This window comes from Klebsiella ornithinolytica NBRC 105727 = ATCC 31898, assembly GCF_001598295.1.
GTDB classification, from domain to species: domain Bacteria; phylum Pseudomonadota; class Gammaproteobacteria; order Enterobacterales; family Enterobacteriaceae; genus Klebsiella; species Klebsiella ornithinolytica.
In genome coordinates, this window is record NZ_BCYR01000007.1 from 126779 (window position 1) to 141552 (window position 14774).

Sequence of the window (14774 nt, forward strand, 5' to 3'; positions counted from 1 at the left end):
GAGAATGTCTTCAGGGTGATCATGCGTTGGCTGTTGAGGGGAATTTACAGGATGGGAACGAAACCGTTAATACTTTCTTTGGATGGACAAGAGGCCATCCCTCTGAATACGGTGTCCGGGACGCTGGGTCACCTCGGTATTGATCTCCGCGCGCTCGCGAATTCAGGAATGTGCAGTTTTGATCCGGGCTTCAGCAATACCGCCGGGTGTGAGTCGGCGATTTCCTATATCGATACGGAAAATAGCGTCCTGCTGCACCGTGGCTACCCGGTTGACCAGCTGGCCCGGCAGTGTGAGTTCCTGGAGGTGGCGTACATTATGCTGCACGGCGAGGCGCCCGATGAGGAGCGTTATCAGGTCTTCCGGGAAAAAATTACCCGCCATACCCTGGTGCATGAGCAGATGTCGAAAATGTGCAGCGGATTTCGGCGCGACTCCCATCCGATGGCGCTGATGTGTGCCATGGTGGGCGCACTGGCCGCGTTCTATCACGATGTGCTGGATGTCGAAAACCCCGAGCATCGTGCGCTGGCCGCCACCCGCTTGCTTTCCAAAATGCCTACGCTTGCGGCGATGAGCTATAAGTTTTCCATCGAGCAACCTGCGGTCTACCCGAGAAACGATCTCTCTTATGCCGGGAATTTCCTGCATATGCTGTTTGCGGTTCCAGCGGAAAAGTACCAGGTGAACCCGGTTATTGAGCAGGCGTTGAACCAGATTATGGTGCTCCATGCCGATCACGGGCAGTGCGCATCGACCACAACGGTGCGTGCGGCCGGCTCCTCCGGGGCGAATCTCTTCGCCTGCGTGGCGGCCGGTCTGGCGTCGATGTGGGGGCCGATGCACGGTGGCGCCAACGAGGCCAGTATGCAAATGCTGGGGGATATTGAGAGCATCGAACAGATCCCGGCGTTTATCAGTAAGGTGAAAAGGGATCCTTTGGCTTTCCGCCGGCTGGGCTTTGGCAACTCGCGCTACAAATATCTCGATCCCCGGGCGGCCATTCTGCGCGAAACCTGCCATAAGGTGCTGGCAGAGCTGGGCATGTCGGACCGACTGCTTCAGGTGGCAATGGCTCTGGAAGAGGTGGCGCTCAACGATCCCTACTTTGTGGAGAATGGACTTTCGCCGAGCGTCGATTTCTATACCGCCGTGATCCTGAAAGCGATGGGGCTACCTTCGTCGATGTTTGTCGTTATGACCGCGGTGGGACGTACGCTGGGGTGGGTCGCGCACTGGAATGAAATGCACGAGTCGCCGCTGAATATTTACCGTCCACGTCAGATTTACACCGGACAAGCGGCGCGGGATTACGTTTCGCGTCGCGGGATAAAATAAGCGCATGCCCGGTCCGGTGATGAAAGGCATTGCCGGACTTTCTACATGCGGGGCAGGACAGGGAGCGGTTGGCCGGAGATACGTCGTTATGCTATCTGAAACGCAGCCGGTAGCGATGCAACAGGATGTCTGAGGAAGAGATAGCGTCGAGGGGCTGGCCTTTATCGGAAGAGTAAATTGCGCTGAAGTTTATATATCCGTGTTATCCGGGTTATTTGAAACGGCAATCCATAGCAGGGACAGGGAAAATAAAGCCAGCGCGGCGACGGAACCGATAATTCCGAGATAAATAAATAGTGTCATAAACATAGTGTGACCTTCGGTGTGGTTAATCTGTGTGGGTTATATTTTTTTGAAATCAATCGATAAGCTCTCTTCCAGAGCATCAATCGCAATCTGCAAGAGGGGGCCTTCATCGGACCAGTTCTTCCTGGCTCCCGGGCTTTTCAGCAGCGTCAGCAGTCCTGCAGCACCCACAGGCGCACCGCTTCTGATAATTTCAAGCACGGCGTCCCCGATAATCGCTCTGACCGTCGGTAGCTCGGATGGAAGGCAAAAAAAAGTGTTTGCCGCTTTCATGTTGAAACCTCGAAGGACGCGTTCGGTGCGAGTTGCTGGCTCTTACGTTGGCTCAGGCAAATGACTCTGCATATCATTGTGGGCCACCTACGACGATGCACCTTTTTACAGGCGAAAGATACAAATTAATTCCCTTCAGAGAACATTTTAAAAAAACTTAAGTTATTGAAGGGGATAGTGAGTCTTACAGCGGTGCAGCCGCCGTGACCATTATAATTTTCCGTTTACGCGTTGATTATCCGACAAAACGTCGATTGCGGTTTGCAGGGCGATTTTATCATCGCGGCTTTTTTGCGTGCGCTGAAGCACCTGCAGATACTCACGTAGCGTTCTGGCGTTGATCGGGCGGCCAAGCTTTCCGACTTCAAGCACGGCATTACCCAGAATGATTTTAACGGGCGGGAGCTGGGCTGGGTACCAGTCGAGGATGTCTTCCGATTTCATAGCAAAAATCTCCGGGAGAGACAGAATACCACAAAATAAGCGTAACATGGGGCGCCGGCAGGAATAAGCGCCTGATAAAGTTGTCAGTTATAGTCAGTTTGCGCATAGTTTTACTGGCAAAAAATACTGTTAAAAAGCTGTGAAAAATAATGCTTGCCAAAGGCTGGTTTACGTGCGTTAATGGCTTCAACGGTTTGAGTCTTAAAAATTATCTGCAACAGTTCCTGGAATTTTCTCATCGCATTTATCTTCTGATATCTCCTTTTGGGTATTTTTCTCTTCGATAAGTTTTTTTGCAGACCAGATATGCCCAAGGGCAAGTTAAAAAAACGAACAACATATCTTAGACAATCACTAAAATAAGTCATGATTAAGTTGGTGAAAAACCTCAGATTAATCATGCAGAGAACGGTCGCAAAAGAAAGCGTATTCTTGGCCTGCTGTTCAGCACGGTGATTTCTGCACTATCCTTGAAAACCACAGATGAGTTTTCGCCAGAGTATAACCTCTAGTCCCTGCGGTAGTGAATGTTGTCACACATAAAGGTTAACATTATGACTGAATACATTCATTTCAGATGCCCGTGTTGTCATGGGTCACAATACAGAACATCGAATTACGATGTGACGGAAAAAAATCCCTTTGGCGCAAAATGTATCTTTTGTAAAACATCAATGATTACATTTGATAATATTGCTCCTTACATTTCCAACGGCGCGGCGACAATGGCGTGTCGGAAATAACGAAAGGGCCCCGGACGGGGCCTTTTCTTTTTCATCACCCAATGGATGGCATCGCCATCATTATGCTTTCAGCCAGGTGGTAGACTCATGAAGAAAGTTATTGTTTTTTTCAATGCATTACCGGCAGTTGTCGCGAAAATAGTGCCGGGGGTAACAACAATATTACGTGAGTATCCTAACGGTGAACAAAAACAGCTGCAGATCATGTCTGCTGAATTTCCTTCCTTGACGGGCGATCATCGCATTGTGCATGTTGCCTCCGATCGCGATTTAACCTCAGCCGAGATTCAAAACGCGGCGATAAAACTGTTGTCATAGCGCGGCGATAGCCGGTCGCCCGCGGCAGGATGAGTCCACTTCTATGCCGCGCCGACAGGGGCGACAGCATGATTTAATGGGTGAATGTCCGGTGAGCGCCTATAATTTAAAGGCGTGTGTTGCTATTCGAGGTAAAGTTGTATGATTACGCACCCGGAAGTTCGGCGCTGGGCATCGGTGATGCTGACCTCCGCTTTACGCGGAGAGATGTCCCAGGAAGAAATATTGAAACAGGTTCATATGATTTGTGAGAATCATGGTTCGGCGTGCCTGGAAGATGTTATCGATGAAATCTTAATTGAAGCGGGCCGTATTGGCTCAGGGCATAGCGACGGCACGTTTTATCGACATTGAACCTGAACATTAAAAGGCTATTGTAAAAGATCCTTTTTCATCGGAGATGGTCAGCTCTTTTCTTTCCGCCGCCCACACCATCTCCTGATTCTTAGAACTAAAATAAGACCCGCGCATAATTTTTTCTTCACCAAAATCAAATGTGATCTCAACAGGATGAACGGTGATGTCAATCATATAGAGATGGCCATCGACGTAACCTTTTACGCTGGCCGTGACCTGTTTCCCAATCCCGATATCGGTACGACAATTTTGAGCGTGAATTGTTGAGTTTTCAGTCATTTCTTATCTCTTGTTTGTCTGTAATCATTCGATATGAATAAACATTACCATATCTCATTCATCATATAAGCGTTAAATTAAGACTCATACTATTTATCTTATTTTTATCGGGATTTCTGCATTTAATAGGGTGATTGTGCTGTTTTTAGTGAAAACACCTGAATTTGCGCATCATGATACCTCAATCCGAGTTTGCCACCAGCGGGACGCCTTCCGACAAATAAGTAAAACCGGTGTTATATGGATGCGGTTAATAATATCTGACGATGGAGTATCACCATCGCGAGAGATGAACAGAAAATCAGGAATGAAGCATCCTGATTTCAGCGCGACGTGATGCTATCAGGTAAATAGCGGATTAAAACCCGATAAATTCCTCATCATGGTCATTTCCCGATGCGCCCTGAGGTTGTGTGTTTTTTAATCAGTTAGTGGTATGATAGACCACATTCATTCAGCGGGTAAAGGTCTATGTCATTCTTCGACAACGCAGTGAAGCGCTTGAGTTCCACCTCTGATACCACGGTAACCTGTCCGCAATGCGGGCATAAATCACGGCAGCCGGTGAACAAAATTAAAAAAGGGGCGACATTAATGTGTCCGCGCTGCAAGTCCCTGTTTATTGCCACTAAATAATGCTTTCACCTCTTCCGTCACGCCCCGGTGGGGCATGGCGGGAGAGGCGGCTGCCGCCTGGGCTTCAGCGTCGCTACGAGCTTGCGCCAGTGGCGATATGGCCAGGAGAATCAGGCATGCGAGAGCGTCGGGAACATCAGCTTACGCTCCTTAAAGATATTTTCTTTTGCCGCATAGATGAAAAGAAAATCATCAATTTCAATTTTTTCGTATTCACCTGCCCGGTCTTCCCTGGGCGTAAAGCCTAAAATAACCTGGCGGGTATGTTGCGCCGCAAGTTCATTCACGATCCTGGTCATCGAACTGGTGCTGTCACAGAAAATATCAAAACAGAGCAATGCATGATCGTTTTGCATGGCGATCGCCACGGCATTATTTTTCTCCGAGTAATAGACAAAGTGCTTCATAAACGCCGAGCAGTAGAACATCAGCAGACCGAAGTTATTGTGTGCCGAGAGGCGGGAGAACGGGTTGGCTTTCTGATAATAGTACTTGAGGATATTCACATCGCTCTCTTTATCCATATCCAGCTTGCGAAAATCCCCGGCAACGGGCGTAACCGGCAGGGCGTACTGGTATTCGTCGGTCTGTTCAAAGCCGAATTTAGGATAGAAATCAACGGTTGTGGAGTTAGCGAAGAGAAAAATACCGTCGGCCTGATCCTGCCAGTCAGCCAGAATATGGTTAATCAGCTGGCTGGCCAGACCCTTTTCGCGATAATCGGTGGCGGTCATCACGGTCCCAATCTGGATATAGCGCCTGGGCTCCCCCTGCCACATTAGATCGATAATGTTAGCCGACGCATTGGCAATCACTTTATTATGATCAACAAACGCATAAGGAATATAGGACTCGGTCCAGTAGCCTTTTTTGTACCACTCTTTAAAAGAGAGGTCAAAGGTCTTAATTGCCAAATTAATGAAGCTGTTTCTTAACACATCATCATGGACAACCTGCTTGACTAATTTGTATTTCATTGGTCTGTATTCCTTTTTATAAGTTCTGAGACCTGACACGACGACGACCATTTTAATAGCAAAAATATTGACTCACTTATAGCGTTGAGTATGAACTTTTCACGATGTTTGTACAGTTTGTCCCTTCAGTGGTTTCTCAGGACGTTGGCTCGGTCACAGTACGCCGGGCAGGAAGGGGGGAGAAGCAGACGAATGCGCGGACAGGTGAGCGCCGATCCTTGACCGCCATCATTTTTGCGAGCGCATTTGTCGATAAAAGTTTCACTGGTAAAACTTATTAGCCCTGAGATTTAATTTCTATTAACTCTCACGCATTCCACTTTGTACAAGCTTGACAACATATTTTCTCATTGCTAATAGTTAAGCCACATCTTAAATAATAAACAAAGTTTAATATATGAAACTCAGCGTCGGGAGTTATGACAACAGCACAACCGTAGATAATGAGGCAGAAATACTGGCTGACTTTCAGCAGCGAAGTCAGCAGGCATATCAGTGCGGCGAAAATATCATGACTTTTTGTTATGGTGAAAGTCCACGGGAACGTATTGACTGGTTTATTTCTGCCGCCAGTAAAATGGGCACGATAATATTTATTCATGGCGGGTACTGGCAATCCTGTAATAAAGAGGATTTTGCTTTTATTACTGCCGGGCCGCTGACCCGCGGGTTTGATGTGATGTTGGTGGAATATACGTTAGCGCCGCAGGCGACGTTAACAGAGATCCATCGGCAGATTGGCGCGGCGCTGGATGCCATTGGCCGCCAGCCGGGTCTGTGCAGCCCGGTTTATCTGAGTGGGCACTCCGCAGGCGGCCATCTGGCAGCCTGCTGGCAGGCGCATCCGGTCGCCGATGCGGTCCTGGCAATCAGCGGGATTTATGAGCTTGAGCCTTTGCTGAGTACGGCGGTCAACCGGTCACTGCAGCTGACGCCCGCGGAGGTGAACGACCTCAGTCCGCTGCGTCATTTAGCGGAGAAGATCTCCCCTCTGACGCTGTTTTACGGCACCGCCGAGCGAACCGAGCTTATCGCGCAGAGTGAAAACTATGCTCAGCGGTTGCGCCAGCGGGGGAGGCCGGTTGACGTAATAGCCCTGCCGGGAGCTAACCACTACACCATCCTTGACGCGCTGTTTGCCACCGATGGCGCACTTTTCAGCCAGCTTTACCACGACGAGAATCCTTTATGCGAGACGTAATTCACACCGGCCTTCCGGATATCGGTCAGCCGTTCTCCTGGGCGACACGCGGCGGCGGGATGCTCTTTACCGCGCATGGCCCGGTTCGGGCTGATGGCACCATTGAAACCGGCCCGGCGGAACAGCAGATCGCCCTGACTTTCGATAATCTCACCCAGGCGCTACAGGCGGCCGGGAGCCATAGCGATAATGTTCTCCAGGTTATTATTTATCTGACTGACGTCAATGATGTTGCACGCCTTGATGATATTTACCAGCGCTATTTCAATGCCCCTTATCCTAATCGTTCGACGGTGATCGTTGATAAATTAGTGGTGCCGGGAATGAAAATAGAAATTACCGTCAGCGCTACGGCCTGAAAATAAAAATAAATATTCACCTGCCAGTCATATTTATTATGGCTAAGGATACCTATGTTCGCAGAAATTAAACCGTCGACTCCCGACCCTATTATGTCGTTAATGGAAGCCTATTTGCAGGACCGCAATCCGCGGAAAGTGAATTTGGGCATCGGCTTATATTATGACGAGCGAGGGGAGGTACCGCTGATGCGGGCCGTCGAGCTGGCAGAACAGCGCCTGCTGGCGCAGCAGCTGCCGCACGGCTATCCGCCGATTGAAGGCAGCGTAAGCTTTGCCAGCCAGATACAGACCTTGCTGCTGGGGCCTGCCGCCCCGGAGCATGCGCTGGCGACGGTGCAAACCGTTGGCGGTTCTGGGGCGTTGAAGCTGGCGGCCGATTTTCTCGTTCACTTTTTACAGCGTAAAGAGATTTGGGTCTCTGATCCAACCTGGGCCAACCATCAGGCGATTTTTTCCGGCGCAGGGCTGCAGGTGAACCGCTATCCCTATTTTGACAATCTCCGCGGCGAACTGCGCTTTGCCGACATGCTGGCGACCCTGCAGACGCTACCCGCCGGCACGGCGGTGCTGCTGCACCCATGCTGCCATAATCCAACCGGGACCGATCTGAGCCACAGCCAGTGGCAGACGCTTCTGGACGTGGTTCAGGCGCAGGGACTGCTGCCATTTTTCGATATCGCCTATCAGGGTTTTGGCGCCGGGCTGGAAGAGGACTGCTATGCGCTGAGGCTGGCGCTGGAAAGCGATCTGGATTTTATCGTCGCCAACTCTTTTTCGAAAAATATCGCCCTGTACGGCCAGCGGGTCGGGGGATTAACCGTGCGCTGCGCCAACGCGCAGACCGCCGCCAACGTCCAGGGGGCCTTAAAGACCTTAATTCGCCGTAGCTATTCCTGTCCGCCGACCCACGGCAGCCGGATCGTCGACATGGTGTTAGCCGACGCGCAGCTCCGCCAGCTGTGGCAGGAAGAGCTGGCGGCCATGCGTCAGAGGATCCAGCAGATGCGCCTGCGTTTGTCCGCCGGCCTGGAGCAGGGCGGTTCTCAGCTGGATTACCGGCGCATCCGCGATCAGCGCGGGATGTTCAGCTATACCGGTCTGGACGAACGGCAGGTGAGCGAGCTGCGCCAGCGCTATGCCATTTATCTGGTGGCACCGGGACGGATGTGTCTACCCGGTCTTAATGGTGACAACATTGATTATGTCACCGCCGCTATTCTCGATGTGACCACCGCCGCTCGCTAAGGCAGGAACGAATGAAAGATCGCAAGCGTTTTGATGAGATTGCACAGCGCCAGGGCGGGCTGAAGAAACAGCTTACCGCCGGGCAAATGTCGATGTTGGCGATCGGCGGCGCGATTGGTACCGGGTTGTTTCTGGGGAGCGCCTACGCCATTCAGATGGCCGGACCGTCGGTGCTGCTGAGCTATCTGATAGGGGGGGTGATTGCGCTGCTGCTGATGGGCTGCCTGGCGGAGATGACTTCAGAGCATCCGACCCCCGGCTCATTCGGTGACTATGCCGAGTTTTATCTCAGTCCGCTGTGTGGATTCCTGGTGCGCTACTCCTACTGGTCCTGCGTGGTGCTGGCGGTGGGTACCGAGGTGACGGCCATTGGAATGTATATGCAGTTCTGGTTCCCGCATACGCCGGTCTGGCCCTGGGTGCTGCTGTTCTCCGCCCTGGTGATGGTGATCAACGTTATTGGCGTGAAATGGTTCGGACAGGTGGAGTATGCGCTATCGACGATCAAGGTTCTGGCGATCGTGGCTTTTATCGTCATCGGCCTGGGGATCCTGGCCTTCTCCGCCAACCCAACCTACGGCCTGCATAATTTTACCGATGGCGGTGGGTTTATGCCGTTTGGGATCAGCGGCATGTGGTTTGCGACCATTGTTTCTATCTTCAGCTATCTGAGTATTGAAATGATCGCCGTGGCGGCAGGCGAGGCGAAAAACCCGGTGGTGGCGGTGAAGTCTGCGTTTAAAGGGACCATCCTGCGCCTGTTTATTTTCTATATGCTGTCGATTGCGCTCATGCTGGCGATTGTGCCGTGGCGTCAGTCCGGCACCAGCGAAAGCCCCTTCCTGGTGGCGATGAACGTGATTCACTTGCCGTATGCCGGCGGTATTTTTAACTTTATCGTCCTGATCGCGGCGCTCTCGGCCATGAACAGCCAGCTGTATATCACCACGCGGATGATGTTCTCGCTATCGCGTGCCGGGCAGGCACCGGCTGCGTTCGGTCGGATCAGCGCGCGCGGGATCCCGGTGAATGCGTTGGCCCTCTCCTGCGTCGGCATCATGGTCTCTATTGTCCTGAGCGTGCTCTACCCGCAGCAGGCGTTTGCCGCGATGATGTCTATTTCGGTCTATGGAGCCTGTTTCACCTGGCTGATGATCTTTATCACCCACCTGTTTTTCCGCCGCCAGCATACGCAAACGGTGCTCAAATTTCGCTTGTGGGGCTATCCCTGGAGCCCGTTGCTGGGGGCTGCTCTGATGCTGGCGCTGCTGATTTCAACAGCGTTTACCGATTTCTTCCGCATGACGCTGTGGTTTGGCATTCCGTTTACGCTGCTGCTGACCGGGCTCTATTTTTATAGCCGCCGTTCCCGGCCCATCTTATCGACGATTCATCCGCCCGAAGCCGATCGGGCGCCATAAGATAACCGCTCGCCTCTGGCCGCAGGCGAGCGGTTATTCGCTACGCTTTCCCCCAGTCGCAGATAATAACGTGGTGACGACTACGACAGTCAGGGAGCGAACTGGACTGTCCGGCGTTGTCACCTTCCGTCTCTTTTGGCGGCGGTGAAAAATACCCCGCGCAGGCGGTCAGCGGTAACACTAAAGTAAGAATAAGAAGTCTGGACACAGAAAAACCTGGCAGCGTGGGGGAAGTGCCCGTTTTTATCATTAAGAATATGATCGGGGTGGAGCTATTTTGTTTAATTATGGATAATGGCGGCGCGAGAAAATAAACATAATGCCTGTCAGTTTATTCTCAACAAAATATTCCCTGAGTCAGCCATCATGATGCCAGCAACGCTTACAGCGGTTGCTCCGGTATTGAGTTTTTCCGGGTTATGATAACGGGTCAGCAAGCGGATATATTAACGCAAGAAGGAATGCCTCGATGGCCGATAAACACTGGTCAATCACCGAACGCCTGCATCTGACGGTAACCAACCCGAATGTGATCATTCGCGGCAGCCACAGCTACTACAGCGACTGCTGGGATCGCGGATTTGAACGTTGCGTGGTGCGCTACCTGCACGGCGATGCCGTCAGCGAAGGGTGGGAGCCCTTAGGTCATGTAGATAAGCTCTTTATTGGTAATTTTGTCTGTATCGCGCCGGAAGTGGTGATCCTGATGGGCGGCAACAGCACGCACCGGATGGACTGGATCAGCCTCTATCCGTTTGTATCATGCGTTAACGAAGCCTATCAGCATCGCGGTGATACCGTGCTCGGAGATGGTTGCTGGATTGGCATGCGGGCGATGATTATGCCGGGCGTCACAATTGGCGAAGGCGCCGTGGTGGCGGCGGGAGCGGTGGTCACCAAAGACGTTCCGCCATATGCCGTCGTCGGCGGAAATCCGGCTACCTTTATTAAGTATCGTTTCCCCGAACCGGACATTGAGCGACTGCTGAAGCTGGATCTCTATCAATTAGAGGAAGAGACATTGTTGAACCTGCAGCCGCTGCTCTCCAGCCCGGATATTAGCGCGCTGGAGCAGGCGGTGGCGCAGCATCGATCCGCCTGAAAGCCGGAGCTCGTCCCTGCCGGGGCCGCGGATCTGTTGCGCGGCGACGGCGGGGAGTCCAGATAACCGGCTTTACCGCCGCTGAAGCACGCCTCTTTAATGCGCCCGCGCGCGGGTGTTTCCCGGAATAGTCCGCGTCCTGCGGAAAATCAGTCGCTGCGCTGGGCGTAATACTTCTCTGTCTGTGCGGCGACGTAGCTTGTCCCGCCGCATGAGCGGAGCATTGGGCATCATCATCCGCTTTTTCCTGGGCAATGTCGGTAGAGAGCCGGGGGGAATAGCAGCATGTGTCTCCATGAATAGTCTGGCCGCTCGGGGGCTTCCCGAAACGTCAGAGGCACAACAGGCCTTCATTTTTCTGAAGTAATGACGCAGATGTTAATAAACCATTGCCGGTTTTGTTTAGAAATAAAAACTGGCTAAGCGAAATAAGTGCAGAATGATATAACGCGTTCAAGGTAATGACCCCTATCATAAATAGGGAGGGGAAATGTGTTATCATCGCGCCTTTCCCTTTTCGTTTTGGGCTCTTTTTTATGCAACAACCTGTTGTTCGCGTGGGAGAATGGCTGGTTACACCCTCTGTTAACCAAATCAGCCGGAAGGGGCGCCAGCTTACTCTGGAACCGCGCTTAATCGATCTTTTGGTCTTCTTTGCCCGTCACCCTGGTGAAGTGCTCAGCAGGGACGAGCTTATTGATAATGTCTGGACACGTAACGTGGTCACCAGCCACGTCGTCACGCAGAGTATTTCCGAGCTACGTAAGTCGTTGAAAGATGGCAATGATAGTAGCCTCGAATATATTGCGACGGTACCCAAGCGCGGCTATAAGCTCACGGTGCCGGTCATCTGGTGCACGGAAGAGGGGGAAGAGCCCGCGATGGCGATCTCCCCTGCGGTCCCCGCTGCGACGCCTGACCTGACGACCCCGACGCGCGCTGCCGGCGAGATTGAGCAAGGCCAGACGCCGTCCGCAAAACCGGAGAAGCGCCGACGTATTACTACCTTCTGGGTATGGATCCTGTTCCTGCTGGCGCTGGGTTCCTGCGTGGCCCTGGTGGCGCTGTCGTCGATCGAGTCGCGGCCACCGGTGAATAAAGCGCGCCTGCTGCTGAACCCGCGCGATATCGATATCCATCTGCTGAAAGGTAACTCCTGCACCAACTGGGCATCGCAGCATTCGTATGCGGTGGGCCTGGGCAGTCTGGTGACCACGTCGCTCAACACCTTCTCGACCTTTATGGTGCATGACAAAACCAACTACAACATTAATGAGCCAAGCAGTTCAGGTAAAACGCTGACGATTGAGTTCGTCAACCAGCGGCACTATCGCGCGCAGCAGTGCTTTATGTCCGTGCAGATGGTGGATAACGCCGACGGTTCAACGATGATGGACAAACGTTATTTCATTACCAGCGACAACCAGCTGGCGATTCAAAACGATCTGCTGAGCAGCTTATCGGAGGCCTTAAAGCAGCCGTGGTCGGAACGCATGCAGGCGATGCTGAAACAGTATCAACCGTCGCACAGCACGGCGCTGACCCATTTCTACGAGTCGCATCAGTTATTAATGAACGGTGATGTCGATTCCTTAGGTAAGGCCAGCGCGCTGCTTGATGATGTGATTAAAGACTCGCCTGAGTTTGCTTACGCCTATGCGGAAAAAACGCTGGTGGATGTTTTACGTCATTCGCAGCAGCCGTTAAATAAAGAGCAGCTCAACGCGCTGTACGCTGAAATCACTCGGGTTGGCGATATGCCGGGGATCAAAGATACGGCGGTATTTTACCAAATTAAAACAGTGGATTTGCTGGGCCAGGGTAAAGTCGATGAAGCGTATAACGCGATTAATACCGGGATCGACCTTGAGATGTCGTGGATGAATTACGTGCTGCTGGGTAAAGTCTACGAGATGAAAGGGGAGAACCGGGAAGCAGCGGATGCTTATCTGACGGCCTTTAATTTACGCCCGGGCGAGAACACCTTTTACTGGATTGAAAATGCAGTATTCCAGACCTCGGTTACCCGCGTGGTCCCGTACCTCGATAATTTCCTCTCTTCAGAATAAGTAAACCCTCACCATACTCAGGATATTGAGTGTGGTGAGGTTAATTTTATGTTTCTCATGAGCACCCTGATTGTTATATATATTTAACGCCACAATGGCGAAATACAACACAAATTCAACACGCGGAATTGGTTATAACCTACTGTAAAACAACGATGTTTATCTTTTTATGATATCAACATGTCATCCTGATATGTTAATTGAAAAAGGTCAAAATATCATTTGTCTGATGTTTGTTGTTATTTCACTTTATCTTTAGGACTTATCTTCTTTGAATCAGTAATCTTGTTGGCAGTTGGTCGGGTCAATTAAAGGTTCTATATCATGATCTGTACCTCCCAAATAAACTTAGGAGAAAAGCAAACATGAGTTCTGCCAAGAAGATAGGGCTATTTGCCTGTACCGGCGTCGTCGCTGGTAATATGATGGGGAGCGGTATTGCATTATTACCTGCGAACCTCGCCAGCATCGGTGGTATTGCTATCTGGGGATGGGTTATTTCTATTATTGGTGCGATGTCTCTGGCTTATGTTTATGCCCGACTGGCGACCAAGAACCCACAGCAGGGTGGTCCAATTGCCTATGCCGGGGAAATATCTCCCGCGTTCGGTTTCCAGACCGGCGTCCTTTATTATCATGCAAACTGGATTGGTAATCTGGCCATCGGTATTACCGCCGTTTCTTATTTGTCTACTTTCTTCCCGATTCTGAATAACCCCATTCCAGCCGGTATCGCGTGTATTGCGATCGTCTGGATATTCACCTTCGTTAATATGCTCGGCGGGACCTGGGTAAGCCGTCTGACCACCATTGGTCTGGTGCTGGTATTAATTCCGGTAGTGATGACCGCGGTTATCGGCTGGCACTGGTTTGATGCGGCGACCTATCAGGCAAACTGGAACACCTCCAGCACGCCAGACAGCCATGCGGTAATCAAAAGTATTCTGCTCTGCCTGTGGGCATTCGTCGGCGTTGAGTCTGCCGCCGTCAGCACCGGGATGGTGAAAAACCCGAAACGTACCGTTCCGCTGGCAACCATGCTGGGAACCGCGATGGCCGGCGTGGTCTATATCGCTGCGACTCAGGTTATCGCCGGGATGTACCCTGCGGCTCAGATGGCTGCCTCCGGTGCGCCGTTCGCTATCAGCGCCTCAACAATTCTTGGCGGCTGGGCTGCGCCGGTCGTCTCTGCCTTCACCGCATTTGCCTGCCTGACTTCTCTGGGCTCCTGGATGATGCTGGTTGGTCAGGCCGGGGTCCGTGCCGCTAACGATGGCAACTTCCCGAAAGTGTACGGTGAAGTGGATAACAACGGTATTCCGAAAAAAGGCCTGCTGCTGGCGGCGGTGAAAATGACCGCGCTGATGGTGCTGATTACCCTGATGAACTCCAGCGGTGGTAAAGCGTCTGACCTGTTCGGTGAACTGACCGGTATCGCCGTCCTGCTGACCATGCTGCCTTACTTCTACTCCTGCGTTGACCTGATTCGTTTCGAAGGCATTAACATTCGCAACCTTGTCAGCCTGATTTGTTCCGTCCTGGGCTGTGCGTTCTGCTTCATCGCCCTGATGGGGGCAAGCTCCTTCGAACTGGCCGGTACCTTTATCGTCAGCCTGATTATCCTGATGTTCTACGGTCGCAAAATGCATCAGCGTCAGCACGAAAACGACACCACTGACAGCTCTGCCGCCAGCGCGCATTAA

18 protein-coding genes are annotated in these 14774 nt (G+C 51.8%); 12 read left to right on the forward strand and 6 right to left on the reverse strand.

What is annotated here, in order from left to right:
- Positions 1-51: 51 nt before the first annotated feature.
- Positions 52-1338, forward strand: coding sequence for a citrate synthase (locus tag ROR01S_RS15340; protein ID WP_064359652.1), 1287 nt, complete (start codon positions 52-54; stop codon positions 1336-1338).
- A gap of 189 nt (positions 1339-1527) precedes the next feature.
- Here ROR01S_RS15340 and ROR01S_RS27710 read toward each other — a convergent pair whose 3' ends face one another.
- From ROR01S_RS27710 to ROR01S_RS15350, 3 genes are all read right to left on the reverse strand, one after another.
- A complete protein-coding gene (locus ROR01S_RS27710; protein WP_004858893.1) occupies positions 1528-1647 on the reverse strand; it encodes a YnaM/YnfT family protein in 120 nt (39 codons plus the stop codon).
- Between the two features lie 33 nt (positions 1648-1680).
- Positions 1681-1917 carry a YnaE/YdfK family cold shock protein gene (locus ROR01S_RS15345; protein WP_004858894.1) on the reverse strand — a complete coding sequence of 79 codons (237 nt, stop codon included), beginning with the start codon at positions 1915-1917 and terminating at the stop codon, positions 1681-1683.
- 210 nt (positions 1918-2127) lie between these two features.
- The gene (locus ROR01S_RS15350; RefSeq protein WP_032716782.1) at positions 2128-2361 is read right to left on the reverse strand and encodes a YnaE/YdfK family cold shock protein; all 234 of its coding nucleotides are present in this window, start codon (positions 2359-2361) and stop codon (positions 2128-2130) included.
- 554 nt (positions 2362-2915) lie between these two features.
- On the opposite strand from ROR01S_RS15350, the gene ymcF reads away from it, so the two are divergent.
- The 3 genes from ymcF to ROR01S_RS15360 all read left to right on the forward strand — a co-directional run bounded on the left by ymcF (position 2916) and on the right by ROR01S_RS15360 (position 3776).
- Positions 2916-3104 carry a cold shock small protein YmcF gene (gene ymcF, locus ROR01S_RS26330; protein WP_071824640.1) on the forward strand — a complete coding sequence of 63 codons (189 nt, stop codon included), beginning with the start codon at positions 2916-2918 and terminating at the stop codon, positions 3102-3104.
- 87 nt (positions 3105-3191) lie between these two features.
- A complete protein-coding gene (locus ROR01S_RS15355; protein ID WP_004858901.1) occupies positions 3192-3422 on the forward strand; it encodes a hypothetical protein in 231 nt (76 codons plus the stop codon).
- A gap of 141 nt (positions 3423-3563) precedes the next feature.
- Positions 3564-3776 (forward strand): hypothetical protein, encoded by a 213-nt coding sequence (locus ROR01S_RS15360; RefSeq protein WP_004858906.1) that lies wholly within the window; start codon positions 3564-3566, stop codon positions 3774-3776.
- Positions 3777-3785: 9 nt separating this feature from the next.
- Here the strand turns inward: ROR01S_RS15360 and ROR01S_RS15365 are convergent, their stop codons facing one another.
- Complete coding sequence (locus ROR01S_RS15365; RefSeq protein ID WP_004858909.1) at positions 3786-4058, reverse strand: hypothetical protein; 273 nt, start codon at positions 4056-4058, stop codon at positions 3786-3788.
- 471 nt (positions 4059-4529) lie between these two features.
- Between ROR01S_RS15365 and ROR01S_RS27395 the strand changes: the two genes are divergently transcribed.
- Entirely contained in the window at positions 4530-4694 is a 165-nt protein-coding gene (locus ROR01S_RS27395) for a YnfU family zinc-binding protein (protein ID WP_213672526.1), read from the forward strand.
- A 110-nt stretch (positions 4695-4804) separates the two neighbouring features.
- On the opposite strand, the gene ROR01S_RS15370 is transcribed toward ROR01S_RS27395, so the two are convergent.
- The gene (locus ROR01S_RS15370) at positions 4805-5671 is read right to left on the reverse strand and encodes a GNAT family N-acetyltransferase (RefSeq protein WP_004858913.1); all 867 of its coding nucleotides are present in this window, start codon (positions 5669-5671) and stop codon (positions 4805-4807) included.
- Positions 5672-6068: 397 nt separating this feature from the next.
- On the opposite strand from ROR01S_RS15370, the gene ROR01S_RS15375 reads away from it, so the two are divergent.
- The 4 genes from ROR01S_RS15375 to ROR01S_RS15390 are packed head-to-tail and all read left to right on the forward strand — an operon-like array spanning position 6069 to position 9900.
- Positions 6069-6872 (forward strand): alpha/beta hydrolase, encoded by an 804-nt coding sequence (locus tag ROR01S_RS15375; RefSeq protein ID WP_064359653.1) that lies wholly within the window; start codon positions 6069-6071, stop codon positions 6870-6872.
- Positions 6860-7231 (forward strand): RidA family protein, encoded by a 372-nt coding sequence (locus tag ROR01S_RS15380; RefSeq protein WP_004858918.1) that lies wholly within the window; start codon positions 6860-6862, stop codon positions 7229-7231. Before ROR01S_RS15375 ends, ROR01S_RS15380 begins: the two co-directional genes overlap by 13 nt.
- 54 nt (positions 7232-7285) lie before the next feature.
- Positions 7286-8479 carry an amino acid aminotransferase gene (locus ROR01S_RS15385; RefSeq protein ID WP_064359654.1) on the forward strand — a complete coding sequence of 398 codons (1194 nt, stop codon included), beginning with the start codon at positions 7286-7288 and terminating at the stop codon, positions 8477-8479.
- An 11-nt stretch (positions 8480-8490) separates the two neighbouring features.
- On the forward strand, positions 8491-9900 hold the full coding sequence (locus ROR01S_RS15390; RefSeq protein WP_015584989.1) for an amino acid permease: 1410 nt from the start codon (positions 8491-8493) through the stop codon (positions 9898-9900).
- Positions 9901-9940: 40 nt separating this feature from the next.
- Here the strand turns inward: ROR01S_RS15390 and ROR01S_RS27105 are convergent, their stop codons facing one another.
- On the reverse strand, positions 9941-10108 hold the full coding sequence (locus tag ROR01S_RS27105) for a hypothetical protein (RefSeq protein ID WP_155075085.1): 168 nt from the start codon (positions 10106-10108) through the stop codon (positions 9941-9943).
- Between the two features lie 261 nt (positions 10109-10369).
- Between ROR01S_RS27105 and ROR01S_RS15395 the strand changes: the two genes are divergently transcribed.
- From ROR01S_RS15395 to cadB, 3 genes are all read left to right on the forward strand, one after another.
- A complete protein-coding gene (locus tag ROR01S_RS15395; protein ID WP_004858928.1) occupies positions 10370-11002 on the forward strand; it encodes a CatB-related O-acetyltransferase in 633 nt (210 codons plus the stop codon).
- Positions 11003-11538: 536 nt separating this feature from the next.
- Complete coding sequence (gene cadC, locus ROR01S_RS15400; RefSeq protein ID WP_015584987.1) at positions 11539-13071, forward strand: lysine decarboxylation/transport transcriptional activator CadC; 1533 nt, start codon at positions 11539-11541, stop codon at positions 13069-13071.
- A 365-nt stretch (positions 13072-13436) separates the two neighbouring features.
- Entirely contained in the window at positions 13437-14774 is a 1338-nt protein-coding gene (gene cadB / locus ROR01S_RS15405; RefSeq protein WP_004858934.1) for a cadaverine/lysine antiporter, read from the forward strand.

Excerpts from the sequence above, each read along its gene's own strand:
- ROR01S_RS15340 (WP_064359652.1), top strand. The coding sequence starts at position 52 with ATGGGAACGAAACCGTTAATACTTTCTTTGGATGGACAAGAGGCCATC.
- ROR01S_RS27710 (WP_004858893.1), bottom strand. The coding sequence starts at position 1,647 with ATGTTTATGACACTATTTATTTATCTCGGAATTATCGGTTCCGTCGCC.
- ROR01S_RS15345 (WP_004858894.1), bottom strand. The coding sequence starts at position 1,917 with ATGAAAGCGGCAAACACTTTTTTTTGCCTTCCATCCGAGCTACCGACG.
- ROR01S_RS15350 (WP_032716782.1), bottom strand. The coding sequence starts at position 2,361 with ATGAAATCGGAAGACATCCTCGACTGGTACCCAGCCCAGCTCCCGCCC.
- ymcF (WP_071824640.1), top strand. The coding sequence starts at position 2,916 with ATGACTGAATACATTCATTTCAGATGCCCGTGTTGTCATGGGTCACAA.
- ROR01S_RS15355 (WP_004858901.1), top strand. The coding sequence starts at position 3,192 with ATGAAGAAAGTTATTGTTTTTTTCAATGCATTACCGGCAGTTGTCGCG.
- ROR01S_RS15360 (WP_004858906.1), top strand. The coding sequence starts at position 3,564 with ATGATTACGCACCCGGAAGTTCGGCGCTGGGCATCGGTGATGCTGACC.
- ROR01S_RS15365 (WP_004858909.1), bottom strand. The coding sequence starts at position 4,058 with ATGACTGAAAACTCAACAATTCACGCTCAAAATTGTCGTACCGATATC.
- ROR01S_RS27395 (WP_213672526.1), top strand. The coding sequence starts at position 4,530 with ATGTCATTCTTCGACAACGCAGTGAAGCGCTTGAGTTCCACCTCTGAT.
- ROR01S_RS15370 (WP_004858913.1), bottom strand. The coding sequence starts at position 5,671 with ATGAAATACAAATTAGTCAAGCAGGTTGTCCATGATGATGTGTTAAGA.
- ROR01S_RS15375 (WP_064359653.1), top strand. The coding sequence starts at position 6,069 with ATGAAACTCAGCGTCGGGAGTTATGACAACAGCACAACCGTAGATAAT.
- ROR01S_RS15380 (WP_004858918.1), top strand. The coding sequence starts at position 6,860 with ATGCGAGACGTAATTCACACCGGCCTTCCGGATATCGGTCAGCCGTTC.
- ROR01S_RS15385 (WP_064359654.1), top strand. The coding sequence starts at position 7,286 with ATGTTCGCAGAAATTAAACCGTCGACTCCCGACCCTATTATGTCGTTA.
- ROR01S_RS15390 (WP_015584989.1), top strand. The coding sequence starts at position 8,491 with ATGAAAGATCGCAAGCGTTTTGATGAGATTGCACAGCGCCAGGGCGGG.
- ROR01S_RS15395 (WP_004858928.1), top strand. The coding sequence starts at position 10,370 with ATGGCCGATAAACACTGGTCAATCACCGAACGCCTGCATCTGACGGTA.
- cadC (WP_015584987.1), top strand. The coding sequence starts at position 11,539 with ATGCAACAACCTGTTGTTCGCGTGGGAGAATGGCTGGTTACACCCTCT.
- cadB (WP_004858934.1), top strand. The coding sequence starts at position 13,437 with ATGAGTTCTGCCAAGAAGATAGGGCTATTTGCCTGTACCGGCGTCGTC.